Source organism: Nocardia sp. NPDC004604, assembly GCF_040609795.1.
Lineage (GTDB): Bacteria > Actinomycetota > Actinomycetes > Mycobacteriales > Mycobacteriaceae > Nocardia.
Genome location: NZ_JBEXLC010000002.1, coordinates 71,743 through 89,927, shown reverse-complemented (window position 1 = coordinate 89,927; position 18,185 = coordinate 71,743). Strand labels below are relative to the sequence as shown.

Sequence of the window (18,185 nt, the reverse complement as noted above, 5' to 3'; positions counted from 1 at the left end):
TCAGGCGAACTCGGAGCTACCGCTGCGCCGCGTGCAGAAATTCCAGGACGAGGGGGCTCGCGGTGTCGCGGAATTCGTCGAAATAGGCGTGCTGCGCGCCCGGGATCAATGCGAGCCGGGCGCCCGGGATGCGCTCCACCAACAGCGGCGCGTTCGCCGCGGGGTTGAACCGGTCGTCGGTCCCGTGTACGACCAGCGTGGGAACCGCGATATCCGGCAGCACATCCCATGCGTCGTGCTTATTACTCGCGTAGAGATGCCTGCGTTTGGCGTAGGCGGGCATCTCCGGATCGCCGAGGGTATTGAACGGGCCGGATGTGCTCGCCAGATACCCGGGCGTGTACATCAATTCCAGCAGCGCCTGCCGTACCGCCGCCGGATCGGCCTCGGACAGCGACTTTCGGACCTCGGCGCCACGTTCCACCGCGTGCCGACCACCCGGCGAGGTGCAGCCGAGTATCAGCGTATGGACCCGATCCGGAAATCGCGCGGCCAGCCACTGCGCAACCCGCCCGCCCATCGACGTGCCGTACACGGCGACCCGGTCGATGCCGAGATCGTCGAGCACCGCGATGGCATCCTCGGCGAATCCCATGGTGCTGTACCGGATATCCGGCTTATCGCTGTCGCCGGTGCCGCGATAGTCCAGCGAGACGGTGCGATACGCGGTCTCGAAGTCCGTGCGGATCCCGTCCCACCAGTGGTGGTTGTTCGCCTGTCCGCCGAGCAAGAGCAGTGGCGAGCCGACACCGGCGGTCTGATACGCGATCCGCGCGCCATCCGCGGCCTTGGCATACGGCATGGTCCGAACTCCCTTCAGCCGTAGAGTGCGACGAAGCGCTCCAGCGAGCGCTCGATATCACCCTTGAGCGCACGGGCGACGCCGGAACCGATCGGACCGAACAGCGGCGCGCCGCCCAGGTCGATATCGACGGTGACCTCCGAGCCCGCCCCCTTCGGGGCGACGAGCAGTTCGAGCTTGAATTTGGTGCCGCCCTTGCCCGTACCGCTCAATGCCAGTCGCCGCGGCGGTTCGGCGGCCTTGACGGTCCAGGTCACCCGATTGCGCAACCCCTTGACCGAGGCGACGCCGATGAGTTGGGTGCCGACGGTGAGTTCGGCGGGCACCTCGTTGCGCCACGCCTCGTGCATGGTGAGCCATTTGTCGAGCTCGCTCAGATCGGAGGTGTGCGACCAGGCCTCCTGCGGGGTGATCGGCACATCGACGGACACCTTCAGCTTTGCCATTCGCGCATGGTATCCGGTACCTGCGGTTCGCTATACATGGGCACGTGCGGCATCGGCGATAGCGATCGGCTACTGTGCCGCTCGTGCGATGGCCCCGCACGGGTGAAATTCGTGCAGGCCAAGGGATCCGGAAGGCGGCATGCGAAATGCCCGGGGGCGCTGGCAGTTCGAGGAATCGGAATGTGGTTTTCGGATCGAGAGAGACTTCGCTGCGATGCTGCTACTGTGGGCGGGTCGTCGGGTGCTGGGCAGTCGGCTCGGCTCGATCCGTTCGGTCGGTGGTTCCCCGGAATCACTTGCCCTGTGGGCACTCTGGGGCGGTACTGGTGTGCGTGCGGTCGTGGCCGCAAAGGTGCTCCGGTACGCCGACGTGGCCGCATTCGACGAGTGTTATTCCTGGTCGGCGTCGCGAGAAAGGCGAAACAAACCGCTGCGACACCGGCTGTCGCAACGACGAGAGAGCTGATGAATCAAGATATCGCCGTGGTGCTTTCATGGATCCTCGCCCCCGCTCTCATTATTGCCGTGGCGGCGGCGGTGTATATAGCGCAATACGCGAAACAACAACGGGCCAGAGCCGAGACTCTCAGTAGGGAGAGCCGCGCGCACGAGGAGATCCTCGAGCACTTCGCCGGAAAGACCCTTCCGGCGATGTCGGAGGCGGTGCGCCGCTTCGAGGCGCCGGTGTCGGCGATCGAGGTGCCGACGGGGCTGGAGAATTCCCGCTTCGCCCAGTGCCTGCAGTGGGTCTCCGAGCGCTTCGCCGATGACCTACGGGGCGTGCAGTCCGAGACGCACGAGCAGGTCGTCCGCGAGGCCGACGACAAGGCCCAGCAGGTGGTCCAGACGACCCAGGACGCCACCCGCGCCGAGGTGGAGTCCACCTCGCGGGCGGCGACCAGTGCGGCAGTGCGCTCCTTCGGCACCTCCGTGGTCAGCCTCGGCGCCGACGTCAGTCAAGTGGTGAGCGCCGCGCTGCGCGAGCACCGCGACGACGAGGTCTACGCCACCCTCACTCGCATCGACCACACCGTCCAGCAGATGCTGCGGCAGGCCCAGTCGTATGTGATCGTCTGTGGTGGTCTGCCGGGTCGGCGCTGGCCCGCGCAGTCGCTCACCGATGTTGTCGGTGGTGCGATCGGACGTGTTCGCGACTACCTGCGGGTGCGCCCTGCGCAACTCGACCGCATTGTGATCAGCCGTGCGGTGGAGCCGCTGGTGCACACCCTGGCCACCCTGCTCGACAACGCGCTGCGCTACTCCCCGCCAACGTCTTTCGTCGACGTGAGCTTCCAGGAGGGCCACCACGGCGTCACCGTGATCATCGACGACGCCGGTGTGCGGATGAATGCCGAGCAGATGGAAGAGGCCAGGCAGGTGCTCGCCAACGAGCGCCCGATCGACATCCACCAGCTCGGCCCGTCGCCGCGCGTCGGCTTCCCCGGTATCGCGGCACTGGCGCGGCGTTACGGGTTCACCGTCTACATCGATGGCCCGAACATCTACGGCGGCATGCGGGCGATGGTCTACATCCCCGAGGCGCTGCTCGTCACCGCGCCCAGGACCGTCGCCGAGCCGGCCGCGCCCGTCGCCGCCGCACCCGCCCCGGCCGCGGGTGCCGACCAGAAGCCCTTCGAACTGTCCCCGGTTCCGGTCTTGGCCGGGGTGAGCGAACAACCCGCCGAGAACGAGGAATTCGCTGTGCACGAGATCACGAGTGGTGGCCTACCCAAACGACGCCGCAGAGCGGTGGCACCGGTACCGGCCGCGAATGCGGGCACCGAATCCGACGCGGGCCAGGCTCGCCCGGAGATCGCGTCCGCATGGCAGACGGGTTCCAAGAGCGGCCGTGAGGCTGCTGCCTCCGACAACAGCGAAGGGATGTCATCCTGATGAGCACACCGGTGACCGACAGCAGCAATAGGCTGGGTTGGCTACTCGAGGATCTCAGCAATGTGCCCGGTGTTCGGTTCGCGGTGCTGCTGTCCGACGACGGACTGCGGATCGCGCACTCCGACGGTGTTACCAAGGACGACGCCGAGCGTTTCGCCGCGGCCGCTTCGGGTCTGCGCTCGCTGGGTAAGGCGCTCGGCGAGTTCTGCGGCGGTGTCGATAACGGCGTGCGGCAGAACATGACCGAGTACGACCAGGGCATGATCCTCATTACCGCCGCGGGGGATGGTGCGCTGCTCGGTGTTTCGACGACGCCGGAAACCGATATCGGCCTGGTCGCGCACCGCATGAACGAACTCGCCGGGCGGGTCGGGCACGAGTTAGGCGCCCAGCCGCGTGGGAGAGTTGAGGGCGGCCTGTCCTCATGACCAGGTCCCGGCGAGACCCCGACCTGGTCCGGGCCTATGTGCGCACCGGGGGACGAATCCGTCCCAGTCGTGAGCTGGACCTGGTCACCCTCGTCGTCGCCGCCAAGGACCCGGCACCTGGCGCGACACCCGACGCGCGCCAGGTCCTGAACCTCTGCAGCCGTCGCAGCGCGCTGTCCATTGCGGAAATCGCCGCATATCTAGACCTGCCGCCGTCCGTGGTGAAGATCGTCGTTGCCGATCTGCTGGACAGCGAACATCTGGCCACTCCTACCCCGGCCGAAACCATGCCGGAGATCACCCTGCTCGAGGAGGTACTCAATGGGCTCCGTGCTCTCCCGGCCTGAGCGTAATGTCGACTATGTGCCGGAGACCGTGACGCGGTCGGTAAAGCTCCTGGTAGCAGGCAATTTCGGCGTTGGCAAAACGACGTTCGTGAACAGCATCTCCGAGATCCGGCCGCTGCGCACCGAGGAGACGATCACCGAGGCCAGTGTCGGCGTCGACGATATGGCCGGACTGCCCGGCAAAACCGAGACCACCGTGGCCATGGATTTCGGGCGCATCACGCTGAATCCCACACTCGCGCTGTACCTGTTCGGCACGCCGGGACAGCGGCGCTTCGTCCCGCTCTGGGAGGAGTTGGCCCGCGGTGCGCTCGGGGCGCTGGTCCTGGTGGACACCCGGCGCATCGAGAAGGCCGATGAGGTGCTCTCGGTCCTGGAGGAGCGCGGTGTGGCGTATTCGGTGGCGGTCAACCAGTTCGAGGGCGCCAAGCGCTACCCACTCGAGGAGATCCGCGATGCGCTGGACCTCGCGCCGGGTACCCCGCTGACCTCACTCGACGCTCGGGACCGCAGCACCTGTCTGCGCTCGTTGATCACTCTTGTCGAATTCCTATTCCATCGGCAGGAATCCCGGAGATAGCCATCGCATCGCAGCCCGATCGAACCCACTCCCGCCCGGTCGCGCTCGGGTCGCCGATCGATACCGATGGCCCGCGGGTGGCGCTCTACACCGAGGAGTTCGCCGCCGATCCGCACCGGGCATACCGCGAAATGCGGCGCCAGTATGGATCATTGGTGCCGGTGGACCTATCGCCCGGTCTACCGGCCACTTTGGTGATCGGCTATCACACCGCCGTGCGAATACTCAATGATCCGGACCACTTTCCGGCCGATCCGCGCACCTGGCAGCAGCATATTCCCGGCGAATGCCCGGTGCTGCCGATGCTGGAGTGGCGCCCAAATGCGTTGCGCAGTGCCGGATTGGAGCATTTGCGATATCGACAGGCGAATGTCGCGAGCCTCGCCGAGGTCGATCTGCACGCCATGCACGCCATCGTCGAAGAGGCCGCCGTCCCGCTGATCAATGCCTTCTGCGGCGACGGCGCTGCGGATCTGATCAGCCAGTACGCATTTCCGCTCACCTTCCAGGTGCTCAATGTGATGCTCGGCTGCCCGGCAGAGATCGGCCAGCAGGTCGCCAGTGGGATGGCGGCGATCTTCGAGGGCGTGAACGCCGATAAGGGCAATGCGATGCTCTCCGACGCGCTGTTCGATCTCGTCACCCTCAAGCGCAATAGCCCGGGCGACGATGTCACCTCGCATCTGCTCGCACATTCCGCCGAGCTCACGGATGTGGAGATGATCCACCAGCTCGTCACCCTCTACGGCGCGGGCATCGAGCCGCAGCAGAATCTGATCATCAATACGCTGCTGCTGATGATGACCGACGACCGGTTCGCGGGCAATGTGCACGGCGGCAGCATGTCGACCCGCGATGCACTCGACGAAGTGCTGTTCACCGACCCACCGCTGGCGAACTACTGCGTCTCCTACCCCAGACAGCCGATCCTGATCGACGATGTCTGGCTACCCGCGCATCAACCGGTCGTCATCAGCATGTCCGGGTGCAATAACGACCCAGCCATCGGGGTGAGCGAATTCGGGCCCAACCGTTCGCATCTGGCTTGGAGTGTGGGACCGCATGCCTGCCCGGCGCGGTCGGTCGCCTATCTGGTCGTCCAAGACGCCATCGATCAGCTGCTCGACGCACTTCCCGAAATGCGTTTGGCGGCAAAGCCCGAAGAACTTACTTGGCGGCCGGGGCCCTTCCATCGGGCCCTGGTATCGCTACCTGTCACCTTTCCCAAATCCCCTCCGCTAGCCATGCTTTAAAGGAGATTTCTGTGGATCAACACCCTATTACCCTGGATCCGACGGGAACCGATATCCAGGGCGAATCGGCGCGCCTGCGCGAGTGCGGGCCAGTGGCGCTGGTGGAACTGCCCGGCGGTGTGCGGGCCTGGTCGGTAACGGATGCGGGGCTGCTGAAGAAGCTGCTGGTCGACCCGCGGGTGTCGAAGGACGCGAGCCAGCATTGGCCAGCATTCATCAATGGCGAGATTCCGCACGACTGGCCGCTTTTCCTGTGGGTCGCGGCCAACAATATGTTCACCGCGTACGGTGCGGACCACAAGCGGCTGCGCAAGCTGGTCGCGCCCGCGTTCACCCACCGACGCACCGAGGCGATGCGCGAGCAGATCGAGCGGATCACCGAGGAACTGCTCGCCGGACTCGCGACGACGCCTGCGGGCGAATCGGTCGATCTGCGTGAGGCTTTCGCGTATCCGCTGCCGATTCAGGTCATCTCCGAATTGATGGGCGTGCCCGAAGAACTCAATCCGGGCCTGCGCAAATGCGTCGACGGTATTTTCGACACCTCGCTCGGTCCGGAGCAGTCGCAGGCCAACTACATGGAGATGTATCGCATTCTCGGTGAATTGGTGGCGTATCGGCGCGACAATCCCGGCGACGATATGACCAGTCTGCTGATCTCACATCGCGACGAGGACGATGGATCGCAGCTCACCGAGCAGGAATTGATCGATACGCTGCTGCTGGTCATCAGTGCTGGGCATGAGACCACGGTCAACCTGCTCGACCAGGCGATCTTCGCGCTGTTGACCAATCCGGAGCAGCGCGCCGCGCTGGGTGAGGAGCGGGCGACCTGGGCCGATCTGGTCGAGGAGGCATTGCGGGTGGAGGCGCCCGTGGCACATCTGCCGCTGCGGTTCGCGGTCGACGATATCGAGGTCGACGGGGTGCATATCGCCAAGGGGGAGCCGATTCTCCCCTCGTACGCGGCCGCCAACCGTGATCCGAAGGTCCACGGTGACACCGCCGATCAGTTCGATGTGGCCCGAGACAGTAAGGAGCACTTGGCTTTCGGGTACGGTGCGCACCATTGTCTCGGTGCGCCGCTGGCTCGGCTCGAAGCGCTGGTGTCGTTGCCCGCGATCTTTTCACGGTTTCCGAATATGCGGCTGGCAGCGGATCCGTCCGAGTTGGGGAGTGTGGTGAGCTTCATCTCCAATGGGCATGCCAGGCTGCCGGTGACGTTGGTGTAGTCGCCGGTACGAGTCAGCGCAAGGCGTCGAGGCGGCCCTGCTTTCGGGCCTGGGCCAGCCCGCGCCGGGCCATGAAGCCGTTGGCCAGCAACAGGAGTGTCTTGTTCGGAGGTGCGATGAATCCGGATCGGGTGTGCGGGGCGTAGGTCGCCTCGGTGCTGTCGACTTCGATCCAGCCGGTGTGCTGGCGGCATTCGAGTCCGACGAGTTGCGGACGATAGGTATGCGTGAGCAGACCCGCGCGGCGACCGCCCTGGGCGACTCCCGCTGGGACCGTGAGGCTTATGCCCGCCGAACTCGAATCGCCGACCCGCACCGGGACCACGGCCGGATAGCCGTCGGACTGTCGATAGGCGAGCAGCCGATGCGGCAGTTTCGCGGCGCTCGCCGCGGCCTTGGCGCTGTCCATCCGCGGGCCGGTGCCTTTCGCGGGTGGCTTCTGGGCATCCGCGGTATCGGGTAGCGGTTCGCCGTATACCTCAGGTTCGCCGGTCGCGTCCAGGTTCGGCCACGCGATGATCCGGGTGACCGTGATCGTCACCAGTACTCGGTCGGCGTAGTACGCACTGAGCCAGCGATCCCAGAATCGTCCGCGTCGCGGTGCGCCGAGATACGGCGTGGCCTGCTCACCGATTCGGTCCAGGACGGTCTGGTCGGGCTCGGCATCGAAGGTCGCCAGGCCCTGCACCACGACGAAGCGCTGATTGGCCGGATCGCCCAACCCGTGCTCACGCGCATGGTATGCCAGCGCGACCTTCGGCTCCCGTTTCATCCGATCCAGCTTGCGGCCGAAGCCGAGTGAGGTCGTGAACCCGACCGTCCCCAACTCCCGATCCCGCAACCCGATCGGTGACACCGCGGTCACCACCGCCCCACCCGCCGGAGTGATGTAGGCCAATCCAGCGGTGAGGTCACCGCGCAGGACATCGTCGATATCATCCGGCCACGTAACTGCCATGGCCGCACATTACCCGATCCGTGGCTCATGTGGCCTATGTGAAACTAGCCCGGCTTCAGTTGCTCTGCACCGCGATTCGGATGCCGAGGGCGACCATGAACGTGCCCATGGTGGCATCGATCGCGCGGCGGACGGACCGGCGATCGAGTACGTGGCGCAGAGCGCCGACACCGACTGCGAGCAGCGAGAACCAGGCCAAGCAGACGGTTGCGGTGACGATGCCCGATTCAAGAGTGTCCAGGGTGCTGGGCTCAGCGGGCAGGAACTGCGGCAGCAAGGCGATGAAGAAGACCGCCACCTTGGGGTTCAGCAGATTGCACAGCAGTCCCTGGCGGAATGCGTGAACCGTGCCATGCGATTTCAACTCCGGCATCTCGACCGGATAGTCACCCCGCCGCGCGGCCAACAGCGCCCGCAGCCCGAGCACGGCCAGATACCCAGCACCGATGAGCTTCAGCACGGTGAACGTCACCGCCGATGCCGCCAATACCCCCGCCACCCCGACCGCGGTCACCATCGACCACACGAACACCCCCAACGCAATCCCAACCGCACTGGCAACCCCCACCCGCCGTCCCGAAACCGCGGCATTGCGCGTCACGATCACAAAATCCGGCCCCGGCGACATGCTCCCCACCAGCATCACCCCACCGAGCGCCAGCACCTGCGCAGTCGACATCATCCCGCCAGTCTAGGAACGAGGACCGGGTCGTGCACCCGTGGGGCGACGGGGGTGGGACAACGGCTTGTCTCGAAATTATTCTCATAATTAGTACTGTTTGCCGAGGTGTCGGTAGAGGGTGGCGCGGGAGATGGCGAATTCGGCGGCGATTTCGTCGATGGGGCGGCCGGAATCGCGCATGTGGCGGGCGGATTCGACCATTGCGGCGGTCATTGCGCCTGGGCGGCCGCGGCGGATCGGGTGGGCGGGGGAGTCCGGGATCGGTTGTGGTCGGTGGGCGGGGGCGTGGTGGGCGACCGGGGCGCCGAGTAGGCGTCGGGCGCCGTCGAGGACGGCTGCGCGGAGTTCATCGGTCGGACGGTCGGCGAAGATGACCACCGGGTCGCTGAGTGCCGCGTAGACCTGCGCCGCACGGACTCTGGTGGTGAAATCGGCGTCGGGTCCGGCGATCAGGTCCTGCGCGGACAGTGCGATGGTCCGCAATCGCGCGAAGGTCGCCTCGTCATTGGATAGCGCCTGGTCCTGCATCTGCATTCGCAACAGTTGACCGTGTGCGAGCCATACGTCGAGCAGTCCTGCCACCACCGCCCAGCATTGCGACCGCGCATCGCGCTGGTGGCCCGCTGCTTCGAGCACCGCCTCGCTGTCGGCCAACAAGGGCTCCACGAGCGCGGCGACGATATCGCTCTTGCTCGGGAAGTGATACAGCACAGCGGTTTTCGTCAGCCCGACCCGCTCGGCGATTTCACGCACGGAGACCGCGTGGTATCCGCGCTCGGCGAACAGGTCGAGCGCGGATACCAGGATGCGGGCACGTGAATCGTCGGCCATGGCGACCGATCCTACCCCTTGACTGACCAACGGTCAGCGCCGTACAGTCACTGACCAACGGTCAGTAAATTTCGAGACAGAGAGTGGGCCATGCAGAACGAGCGGGTTTTGATCTCAGGTGCGAGCATCGCCGGGCAGACATTGGCGTATTGGCTTGTGCGACACGGTTTTCGGCCGACGGTTGTCGAGCGGGCAGCCAGCCTGCGGGTCGGCGGCCAAGGGGTGGATGTGCGCGATCAGGCGATCGAGGTCGCCGAGCGCATGGGCGTCATGTCGCAGATCCGCTCGGCCGCCGCCGACATCACCGGCATGCAGTTCGTGAACGTCACCGGCGATCCCATCGCCCGTGTGGACATGCAGAAGATCAAGGGCAAATACGACAGCGCCGAGGTGGAGATCATGCGCGGCGATCTCGTCCGGATCCTGCACGATAGCAATACCGGTGTGGAATACCTTTTCGGCGATTCGATCCAAGCCCTCGACCAGGACGACGACGGTGTCACCGTCACCTTCGAGCACGGTCCGCGACGGCGGTTCGACCTGGTGATCGGTGCGGACGGCCTGCATTCGACCGTCCGGCGGCTGGCCTTCGGCCCGGAGCGGGACTTCGTCCGCCACCTGGACCACTACTTCGCCTTCGGCAATGCCGATGCGGCGCTCGGACCCGACCGCTGGGTCACCGTCTACAACACACCGGGTGCGATGTCCGGAATCTATCGGTCCGGCAACCACGCACAGGCCAAGGCCTACTTCATGTTCCGCAGCCCACTGCTCGACCTCGACCCGCGTGATGCGGCGGCGGCCCGCGCGGTGCTGGCCGACCGGTTCGGCAACGAATCCGCCTGGAACGTGCCAGCACTGCTCGACGGTGCACTGGCCGATCCGGAGTTGTATTTCGACTCGCTCGGCCAGGTCCATATGACGTCCTGGTCTGCCGGACGCATCGCCCTGGTCGGTGACGCCGCCTACTGCGCTTCACCCGCCTCCGGAGCCGGTGCCGAACTGGCGCTCGTCGGCGCGTACCGGCTCGCCGGTGCCCTCGCCGCCGCGAACGGCGAGCACCGCCAAGGCTTTCACGATTACGAGCAGAGCCACCGCGCACTGGTCGACCGCAAACAGCAGATCGGACCGAACCTTCGACTCATGGTGCCCAAGACCCGCCCGGGCATGGCGATTCGAAACGCCCTCACCCGCCTGTCCGTGCTGGAATCCATGGCGGGCATGGAACGCATCATGGCACCGAAGACGAGCGACCCGCTGCCGGATTACCCACGGACACAGCCCCTTTCGCCCAGCACGACAGGCTGCTCGCGCTGAGAACCGGCGTAGGGTGCCCGAGTATGGCGTTCTCAGTCGAGCGGTTCGACCACATTGTCATCAACTGTGCCGATGTCGAGGCAACCGCGGCGTGGTACGCGAAAGTCCTCGGCATGCGGGTGGCGACGTTCGGCCCGACCGGCCGGACCGCGCTGTACTTCGGCAATCAGAAGATCAACCTGCGACCGGTCGGCGCGCTCGCGCGCGACCCGAATTGGGTGACGGCTCGCACGGAAGCGGCAGGGTCGGAGGATCTGTGCTTCATCACCCGGGCCTCGCCGCGGCAGGTGCGAGATCATTTGGTGGACTGCGGAGTTGAGATCACCAGCGGTCCGGTCGCCAAATCCGGTGCGCTCGGTGACATGATCTCGCACTACTGCCGCGACCTGGATGGCAACCTCGTCGAGATCGCGGTCTACCCGGCAGGCGACTGAGGTCGCGAGTCAGCGGCGCAGGAATTCCAGGGTGGCGCGTTCGAAGGCCGCCTTGGCCTCGATCATGACCCAGTGTCCGCTGTTCGGAAAGACGTGCAGTTCCGCATTGGGGATCAGCCGCATCGGCACGAGCGCCATATCCGGCGGGCTGACGCGGTCGTCGAGACCCCAGGTCAGCAGTGTCGGGCACTGCACCTTGTGCAGCATCGACCAGTACGGCGGAGTTTTCGAGTTCGCCAGGAACTTCTGCTGCATCGCCCAGGCCGCCGAACCGTACATCATCGCGGCGGTCTTCTGGGTGTCCGGATGCTGTGCGGCCTCCCAGCGTTCCTCGATGATCTCGTCGGTGATCACCGCGGGGTCGTAGACCATGCTCCGCAACCAGCGCAGCAGCTTGTCCCGATCGGGTTTGTCGGCGAATTCCTGCAGCAGCCGAATTCCTTCGCTCGGGCTCGAGCTGAAGATATTCGGGCCGATACCCCCGATGGTGACCAGTTTGCTGACCCGCTGCGGATGCTGGATCGCGAGGTTGGCCGCGACCACACCACCCATCGAGTTGCCGACCATGGCCGCCGATTCGATGCCGAGTCCGTCCATGAACCGCAGCACCGCCGCGCCCGCGGTGAGCACGGGGTGCCCGTCCACCGCGTCGCTCACGCCGAAGCCGGGAAATTCGAGTATGTAGCAGTGGAAGTGCTCGGCGAAGACCGCGAGGTTGCCACGATAATTGCGCCACCCGTTCACACCGATCCCGGACCCGTGCAGCAGCAAGAGCGGCGGTCCATCGCCCGCCTCGTGATAGCGCAGCACCCCCTGATCGGTGCTGAGTTCCCGCTTCGTGCCTTCGTATGTCACGTCCATGAGATCACGTTAGAACACGTTCTAGATTGTGCAAAGCATGGGAACAGGCGGGTGAGCGTGAAAATCGGTGCGGTGGCACCGCGGCAGAAAACCGACCGCCTGGTACATAATTGCGAAACGCTGGGCGATTCGCGTATATCGACGGCCGCTATGGGGTAACGATCAATGCAACCCACTGGCAACTCGCATCCGGCGCCGCACCAGGAGGACCGAATCATGAGCTACCGAAAGATCACGATCGCCACGCTGTTCGCCGCCGTCACGCTGACCGGCGTCGCGCCGAACGCGAGTGCCGTTGTGACCCGGATGGGCGTCATGCCGGATTCGAATTACGGCCTGGCGACCAACTACGGCACCGACTGTGCGGCCACCGCCGAGGCCTATGTCGATAATGCGGCCGAGCCCGTTTCGTTCTACGACAACGGTGTACTGCTCGGCGTGGTCCGTCCGCTCGGCGGCATCGCGCTGTTCACCTGGTTTCCGGCGACCACCGGCCCGCATACGCTGAGCGCCGTCCAGGCCCCGGACGTCACGCCCATTGCGACGGTGGACGTCCGGGTCGGCACCGGTGTGCACGTCGGCTTCGCCTGTCTGGTCTTCGGCAGCTGAACTCAGCGGGTCCCTTCGGCTCCGCGCCGGGCCACCGAATCGATGGCGACCGATACGGCCAGCACCGTGCCGGTGACCATGAAACGCACCGACGAGTCGACGTTCAGCAGCAGCATGCCGTTCGTAATCGATTGGATGACCAGGATTCCCAGTATTGCGGCATAGGCGCGTCCGCGGCCGCCGAAGAGGCTGGTGCCGCCGATGACCGCCGCCGCGATGGCATTGAGCAGTATGTCGCTGCCACCGGAACTCTGGTTGACCGCCACCAGGCGGGACGCCGCGAGGATGCCGCCGATCGTCGCGAGCGCGGAGCATCCGATGAAGGCGGCGATGCGCACCCACGTCACATTGATTCCGGCGCGCCGTGCGGCCTCCGCATTGCCGCCAACAGCGTAGATGCGCCGCCCGAAGACGGTGCGCCGCAGCACCAGATCGACGGCCAGTACCAGTCCGCCGAAGATCACCAGGGTCAGCGGCACCCCGCGATCGGAATTCAGCACCACCACGGTGGCGGCCAGCAGCAATGCCAGCGCACCCGAACGCAGCGCGATCCACCCGGGAGCCGACACCGTCAGCTCGGCCATCGCCCGCTGCCGCCTGGTGCGCACACTCGCGACCAAGTGCCCACCCGCGAGCAGCACCACGAACAGCCACGCCAGCCACGGCGGCAGCCAGGTATCGCTGATCGTCGCGATCCCGCGATCGAACGGCAGATTGACGGTCCCTTCCTTGCCGAGCAGATACAGCATCAGTCCCTGCCAGCCGATCAACCCGGCCAGCGTCACCACGAACGACGGCATGTTCAGCTGGGTCCGCATCACCCCGTGCAGCAGTCCGATCGCCGCGCCCACCGCGACCGCGGCGAGCACCGCGACCACCGGATGCCAGCCGTGGTGCACATACAGTTGGGTCATCACCACGGCCGTCAGCCCGCTGACCGATCCGGCGGACAGGTCGATCTCACCGAGCAGCAGGACCAGCACGATGCCGAGTGCGATAGTGCCGGTCGCGGCCATCTGCAAGGCGAGGTTGGTGAGATTCTCCGCGGACAGGAAGTGCGCATTGAGACGGTTGAACACCACCGCGATGACGACGAGTCCGACCGCGACCGGCATGGATCCGACATCACCGCGGCGTAGCCGGTCCGCCGCCGCATCGGCCCACCCGCGCAATGGACTTCTGTGCAGTGCAGGTTGTTTCATGGTGAGCTCACTCATCACACGGCCCCCGTGATCGCGGCGACAATGGCCTCCTGACTGGCCTGCGCGGTCTCGAACTCACCGGCATTGCGGCCGAGACGCAAGACGACGACGCGATCGCTGACGGTCCGGACATCGACCAGATTGTGCGAAATCAGCAGCACCGCCAGGCCGTGCTCGCGCAGTCGGCCGATCAGCGCGAGCACCTGCGCGGTCTGTTCGACGCCGAGCGCCGCGGTCGGTTCGTCGAGGATCACCATCTTGGGCTGCCCGAGCAGTGCCCTGGCGATCGCGACGGACTGCCGCTGCCCGCCCGAGAGCGCGGACACCGGCGCCCGCACATCCTTGATCTTCACATCCAGCGACCGCAGTAGATCCCGCGCGCTGCGCTCCATCGCGATTTCGGAGAGCACGCTGAACGTTCTTGTCTCCGTGCCGAGATGCAGATTGGCGACCACATCGAGGTTGTCGCACAATGCGAGATCCTGGAAAACCGTGGTGATCCCGAGCGCCTGCGCATCCTGGGGCCGGGTGATCCGAACCGGGGCCCCGGCGAAGGTGATCTCCCCCTCATCGGCGATGATTGCCCCGGAGATCACCTTCACCAGCGTCGATTTGCCCGCGCCGTTATCGCCGACGAGGGCGACCACTTCACCGGCCCGCACCTCGAGATCGGCACCGGCCAGTGCCTGTACCGCACCATAGCGCTTGACGATGCCGCGTGCGGCGAGAATCGTTGTCGCCGCACTCATTTGAGTCCCGCGGCCTGGCATGCCGCCGCGACGTCGGGCGTGCAGATCTCGGCGACGGAGTAGAGGCCGTCCTTGACGATGGTGTCCTTCAGGTTGTCCTTGCTCACCGCGATCGCGTCCAGCAGGAACGAGGGGATCTTCGCGGAGCCGTTATCGGTTGCCGCTGGGGCCGCAGGCTTTTCGCCCTTGCCCAGCGCGACCGCGAGTTCGGCCGCCTGTTCGGCCTGAGCGCGATAGTTGAGATAGATGGTCATCGTCTGCTCACCGGTGAGGATCCGCTGTACCGCGGTGAGTTCGCCGTCCTGACCGGTCAGCGGGGGCAGCGTCGCATAACCCGCCCGCTTCAGGGCCGCGATCACACCGCTGGCCATGCCGTCATTGGCCGAGTAGACACCGACGATGGAATCCTTGCCGAGTGCGGTGATCGCCTGTTCCATCTCCTGCTGCGCCTTATCCGGCGACCAGTCGGGAGTATCGAATTCCCTGGCGACCTTCACCTTTCCATCCAGCGCCTGGTGTGCGCCCTGCTTGTAATCGCCCGCGCTCGGATCGGTCGGCGCGCCGTTGATCATCACCACCTGCCCCTTGTCGGCGGTGCCGCGTTTGGTCAGCTCGGCCAGCAGGGCCTCGCCCTGCACCCTGCCGACCTTTACATTGTCGAAGGAGACGTAGTACTCGTAGCCGATGCCGGAGATCAGCCGGTCATAGGCGATCACCGGGATCTTCTTCTGCTTGGCCTGATTGACCTGTGGCGCAACGGCATCGGCGTTCACCGCGTCGAGCACGATGACATCGGCACCCTGGGTGAGCGCGGATTCGAACTGGCCCTGCTGCTTGGCCGCATCCTGATCGGCATTGAAGTAGAGCACCCGGCAACTCGCGCACAGCTGCCTAGTCTTGGCTTCGAACAGCGGCCGGTCGAAGGCCTCGTATCGGGTGGTCTTGGATTCCGGGAGCAGAAGCGCGATCGTCGGGTTGTCGCCGCCCGACTTCGCGTCGCCGGTGCCGGAGCTACAGCCCGCAGCCAGGACGAATGCGGCTGCCGCCGCGGTGATGAGCAGAATTCGACGCATGAGAATCACCGTGCCGAGAGGGAATTGAAAGGTGCGCCCGGTTGAGCGTTGATAAGAAAGGTAGTTTACTAACCACGGGGTGTCCAGTGGTTACGCGGAGGAGGATCAGTGAGTAAGGTCGGCAATCCCCAACTGCTGCGCACAATGAACGAGCGGCTGCTGCTCGACCACCTCCGGCTGCACGGACCGTCCTCGCGCGGCGAGCTGGCCAAGGCGAGCGGACTGTCCAAACCCACCGTCTCGGCGGCGCTTTCGGGCCTGGAGGAGGCCGGATTGGTGCAACTCGTCGGCTCGCTGAGCGGTCGGCCGGGTCCGACAACGGCGATCTACGACGTGAATGTGCGCGCCGGTGTGGTGGCCGGGGTCGATATCGGTCGCCACTGGGTCCGGCTCGCGATCGCCGATCTGCGCGGTGAATTCATCGCCCGCCGCGATATCCGCAATTCGGCCCGCTCGGCCGTCGACCTGGTGCGCCGGGTTCGCACGCTGGCGCACAAGGTCGCCAATGACGCCGGAATGGATTGGGCAGCTGTGGATTACGCGGTGATCGGCAGTCCGGGTGTGCTCAACGCCGCCACCGGTCGGCTCGACTACGCCCCGAATCTGCCCGGTTGGGGCCGGTCCGGACTGGTCGGACAGTTGCGCGATGCGCTGGAAGTCGATTCGGCGATCGAGAACGACATCAATCTCGCGGCCGTCGGGGAACTCACCTACGGCGCGGGTGTCGGCGTGCGCAACTTCGTGCTGGTCTCGATCGGCACCGGCGTCGGTATGGGCATCGTGATCAATGGCGAACTCTATGTCGGCAGTACCGGCGCGGCTGGCGAGGTCTCGTTCCTGCCCGCCACCGAGGTCGACGCGGCACCCGATGACGCCCGGCACCGCGGGATGACCGAAACGGTGGCCGCCGCGGGCGGCGTCACCCGCACCGCGCGGCAGGCCGGGCTGAGTCCGGCGTCGGCGAAGGACATTTTCGCGGCGGCCGTGGCGGGTGAGGCGCGGGCGCGCTCGGTGGTCGAGGCCGAGGGGCGCCGCATCGGTGCGCTCATCACCGCGGTCGCGGCGATTCTGGACCCGGAACTCGTCGTACTCGGCGGCGGCATCGGCCACAATGTCGACCTGCTCGGCGACTCTATCGCCCGGCGCATGGCCGAACTCGGGCCGCTGCGTCCGCGCATTGTCGCCAGCACGCTCGGCGATGACGGCGTGCTCAGCGGTGCGGTCTCCCGCGCGCTCGATATCGCGCGGGACCGCCTCTTCGATCGGCGCGCACCGGGCGGGTGATGTGGGAGGTGGCCTCGGGGGCGATCAGAGCAACCCGATGGCCTTGAGTAGTAGCACGGTCAAGCCCGCGGTACCGGCGAAGGCGACGCCGCCGTCGCGGATCACGATGCCTGTCGGCGAGCCGCTGACTTTGGACAGGATTGCGGATATCACCGCGACGATGATGCCGACGAGCACGGCGACGACAACGAACAAAACCTGAACGGTAGTGGACACTCGACGCTCCCTCGATGTGGATCGTCGCAGTGTAATGGTGCAATGGCTATCTTGTAGCAAAGTGGCGGGATGCGGTGCGGCTAGGCCGGTTTGGTGGCCGCTAATCCGTACAACAACGGCAGGATCGGGTCCGTTGGCGGGAGTCGGAACCAGTCGTTGTCGGTCCGGATCATGCGGGACCAGCGAGGCCACGGCAACATCTCGGTTTCGGTGAGATCGGTGATCCGCAGACCGGCGGCGATCAGGGCGTTGACCACCTCGCCGAGACCGTGGCGCCACTCGTAGGCCGTGGTGTCGGTGGTCAGTGCCGGGCCGTCGGTGTAGGTGTGGTCGCTGTCGCGGCGTTGTGCGCCCCGGCCCGCGAGGTAATCATCGTGCAGGACAAGCAAATTCGGATCGACTTCGGGCGGTGGGGTGGGGCCGAGTGCGTGCAGCAGCGGGTGGAATTCGACGATATAGACCAGGCCGCCCGGGCGAAGTAGTTCGGCGAGTACGCTCGCCCACCCGGCCAGATCGGGCAGGTAGCAGAGCGCGCCCTTGCCGGTGTAGACGATATCGAATTGCCGGTGCCCCACCGCATTCGGCGCGTCGTACACGTCCGCGCAGACGTACTCGACGGCATTCGCTGCCAGTTCGCGGGCGTGCCGGATGGATGCGGGGGAGAAGTCGAGACCGACCGCGCGCGCCCCGCGTTTGGCGAATTCGACCGTTTCGGTGCCGAGATGGCACTGTAGATGCAGTATGTCGCGGTCGCGCACGTCGCCGAGGATGTCCCATTCGAAGGGTGCGAACCAATACGACGAGTCGTGATCGCGATAGAACCCGCTGGCCGCGTGGATCGGTGCGCGCGCGTCCCAGTTCCCCCGATTCACCAGCAGCGGATCGAGGCCTTCATCGATACTCACCGCGCCATCGTATTGCGATTCACAGGAATCCCTTGGGAAATTTTGGCACGCTATTTGGGGTATCGCGGTTCACTGAATTAACG

21 protein-coding genes are annotated in these 18,185 nt (G+C 65.7%); 10 read left to right on the top strand and 11 right to left on the bottom strand.

Annotated elements, in window-relative coordinates; translation table 11 throughout:
• Nucleotides 1-16: 16 nt before the first annotated feature.
• A complete protein-coding gene (locus ABZW16_RS01725; RefSeq protein ID WP_354951079.1) occupies nucleotides 17-802 on the bottom strand; it encodes an alpha/beta fold hydrolase in 786 nt (261 codons plus the stop codon).
• A 14-nt stretch (nucleotides 803-816) separates the two neighbouring features.
• A complete protein-coding gene (locus ABZW16_RS01720; RefSeq protein WP_354951077.1) occupies nucleotides 817-1,248 on the bottom strand; it encodes an SRPBCC family protein in 432 nt (143 codons plus the stop codon).
• Between the two features lie 465 nt (nucleotides 1,249-1,713).
• Between ABZW16_RS01720 and ABZW16_RS01715 the strand changes: the two genes are divergently transcribed.
• From ABZW16_RS01715 to ABZW16_RS01690, 6 genes are all read left to right on the top strand, one after another.
• Nucleotides 1,714-3,141 (top strand): sensor histidine kinase, encoded by a 1,428-nt coding sequence (locus ABZW16_RS01715; RefSeq protein ID WP_354951075.1) that lies wholly within the window; start codon nucleotides 1,714-1,716, stop codon nucleotides 3,139-3,141.
• The gene (locus tag ABZW16_RS01710; protein ID WP_354951073.1) at nucleotides 3,141-3,569 is read left to right on the top strand and encodes a roadblock/LC7 domain-containing protein; all 429 of its coding nucleotides are present in this window, start codon (nucleotides 3,141-3,143) and stop codon (nucleotides 3,567-3,569) included. The genes ABZW16_RS01715 and ABZW16_RS01710 overlap by 1 nt, the downstream gene beginning before the upstream one ends.
• Complete coding sequence (locus tag ABZW16_RS01705) at nucleotides 3,566-3,916, top strand: DUF742 domain-containing protein (protein WP_354951071.1); 351 nt, start codon at nucleotides 3,566-3,568, stop codon at nucleotides 3,914-3,916. Before ABZW16_RS01710 ends, ABZW16_RS01705 begins: the two co-directional genes overlap by 4 nt.
• The gene (locus ABZW16_RS01700) at nucleotides 3,891-4,496 is read left to right on the top strand and encodes an ATP/GTP-binding protein (RefSeq protein WP_354951069.1); all 606 of its coding nucleotides are present in this window, start codon (nucleotides 3,891-3,893) and stop codon (nucleotides 4,494-4,496) included. The genes ABZW16_RS01705 and ABZW16_RS01700 overlap by 26 nt, the downstream gene beginning before the upstream one ends.
• Before the next feature lie 77 nt (nucleotides 4,497-4,573).
• Nucleotides 4,574-5,749 carry a cytochrome P450 gene (locus ABZW16_RS01695; RefSeq protein ID WP_354951067.1) on the top strand — a complete coding sequence of 392 codons (1,176 nt, stop codon included), beginning with the start codon at nucleotides 4,574-4,576 and terminating at the stop codon, nucleotides 5,747-5,749.
• Nucleotides 5,750-5,760: 11 nt separating this feature from the next.
• A complete protein-coding gene (locus ABZW16_RS01690) occupies nucleotides 5,761-6,981 on the top strand; it encodes a cytochrome P450 (RefSeq protein ID WP_354951065.1) in 1,221 nt (406 codons plus the stop codon).
• A gap of 13 nt (nucleotides 6,982-6,994) precedes the next feature.
• Here ABZW16_RS01690 and ABZW16_RS01685 read toward each other — a convergent pair whose 3' ends face one another.
• From ABZW16_RS01685 to ABZW16_RS01675, 3 genes are all read right to left on the bottom strand, one after another.
• Complete coding sequence (locus ABZW16_RS01685; protein WP_354951063.1) at nucleotides 6,995-7,939, bottom strand: hypothetical protein; 945 nt, start codon at nucleotides 7,937-7,939, stop codon at nucleotides 6,995-6,997.
• Nucleotides 7,940-7,994: 55 nt separating this feature from the next.
• The gene (locus ABZW16_RS01680) at nucleotides 7,995-8,621 is read right to left on the bottom strand and encodes a LysE family translocator (RefSeq protein WP_354951062.1); all 627 of its coding nucleotides are present in this window, start codon (nucleotides 8,619-8,621) and stop codon (nucleotides 7,995-7,997) included.
• A gap of 87 nt (nucleotides 8,622-8,708) precedes the next feature.
• Entirely contained in the window at nucleotides 8,709-9,452 is a 744-nt protein-coding gene (locus tag ABZW16_RS01675) for a TetR family transcriptional regulator (protein ID WP_354951060.1), read from the bottom strand.
• Between the two features lie 90 nt (nucleotides 9,453-9,542).
• On the opposite strand from ABZW16_RS01675, the gene ABZW16_RS01670 reads away from it, so the two are divergent.
• Together ABZW16_RS01670 and ABZW16_RS01665 are read left to right on the top strand one after the other, a co-directional pair.
• Nucleotides 9,543-10,769 carry an FAD-dependent monooxygenase gene (locus ABZW16_RS01670; protein ID WP_354951058.1) on the top strand — a complete coding sequence of 409 codons (1,227 nt, stop codon included), beginning with the start codon at nucleotides 9,543-9,545 and terminating at the stop codon, nucleotides 10,767-10,769.
• A gap of 23 nt (nucleotides 10,770-10,792) precedes the next feature.
• On the top strand, nucleotides 10,793-11,203 hold the full coding sequence (locus tag ABZW16_RS01665; RefSeq protein ID WP_354951056.1) for a VOC family protein: 411 nt from the start codon (nucleotides 10,793-10,795) through the stop codon (nucleotides 11,201-11,203).
• A gap of 9 nt (nucleotides 11,204-11,212) precedes the next feature.
• On the opposite strand, the gene ABZW16_RS01660 is transcribed toward ABZW16_RS01665, so the two are convergent.
• Nucleotides 11,213-12,064 (bottom strand): alpha/beta hydrolase, encoded by an 852-nt coding sequence (locus tag ABZW16_RS01660; protein WP_354951054.1) that lies wholly within the window; start codon nucleotides 12,062-12,064, stop codon nucleotides 11,213-11,215.
• Nucleotides 12,065-12,280: 216 nt separating this feature from the next.
• Here ABZW16_RS01660 and ABZW16_RS01655 point away from each other — a divergent pair, with 216 nt between their 5' ends.
• A complete protein-coding gene (locus ABZW16_RS01655) occupies nucleotides 12,281-12,673 on the top strand; it encodes a hypothetical protein (protein ID WP_354951052.1) in 393 nt (130 codons plus the stop codon).
• 2 nt (nucleotides 12,674-12,675) lie between these two features.
• On the opposite strand, the gene ABZW16_RS01650 is transcribed toward ABZW16_RS01655, so the two are convergent.
• From ABZW16_RS01650 to ABZW16_RS01640, 3 genes are read right to left on the bottom strand one after another with little or no spacing between them, the layout of a single operon-like run.
• Complete coding sequence (locus ABZW16_RS01650; RefSeq protein ID WP_354951051.1) at nucleotides 12,676-13,875, bottom strand: sugar ABC transporter permease; 1,200 nt, start codon at nucleotides 13,873-13,875, stop codon at nucleotides 12,676-12,678.
• Between the two features lie 14 nt (nucleotides 13,876-13,889).
• Entirely contained in the window at nucleotides 13,890-14,624 is a 735-nt protein-coding gene (locus ABZW16_RS01645) for an ATP-binding cassette domain-containing protein (protein WP_354951049.1), read from the bottom strand.
• The gene (locus ABZW16_RS01640) at nucleotides 14,621-15,697 is read right to left on the bottom strand and encodes a sugar ABC transporter substrate-binding protein (protein WP_354951047.1); all 1,077 of its coding nucleotides are present in this window, start codon (nucleotides 15,695-15,697) and stop codon (nucleotides 14,621-14,623) included. Before ABZW16_RS01640 ends, ABZW16_RS01645 begins: the two co-directional genes overlap by 4 nt.
• Before the next feature lie 108 nt (nucleotides 15,698-15,805).
• Between ABZW16_RS01640 and ABZW16_RS01635 the strand changes: the two genes are divergently transcribed.
• Entirely contained in the window at nucleotides 15,806-16,981 is a 1,176-nt protein-coding gene (locus ABZW16_RS01635) for an ROK family transcriptional regulator (protein WP_354951045.1), read from the top strand.
• Between the two features lie 24 nt (nucleotides 16,982-17,005).
• Here the strand turns inward: ABZW16_RS01635 and ABZW16_RS01630 are convergent, their stop codons facing one another.
• Nucleotides 17,006-17,197, bottom strand: a complete 192-nt coding sequence (locus ABZW16_RS01630; protein ID WP_354951043.1) for a hypothetical protein — start codon at nucleotides 17,195-17,197, stop codon at nucleotides 17,006-17,008.
• 80 nt (nucleotides 17,198-17,277) lie between these two features.
• Nucleotides 17,278-18,102, bottom strand: a complete 825-nt coding sequence (locus ABZW16_RS01625; RefSeq protein WP_354951041.1) for a class I SAM-dependent methyltransferase — start codon at nucleotides 18,100-18,102, stop codon at nucleotides 17,278-17,280.
• Between the last annotated feature and the right edge of the window lie 83 nt (nucleotides 18,103-18,185).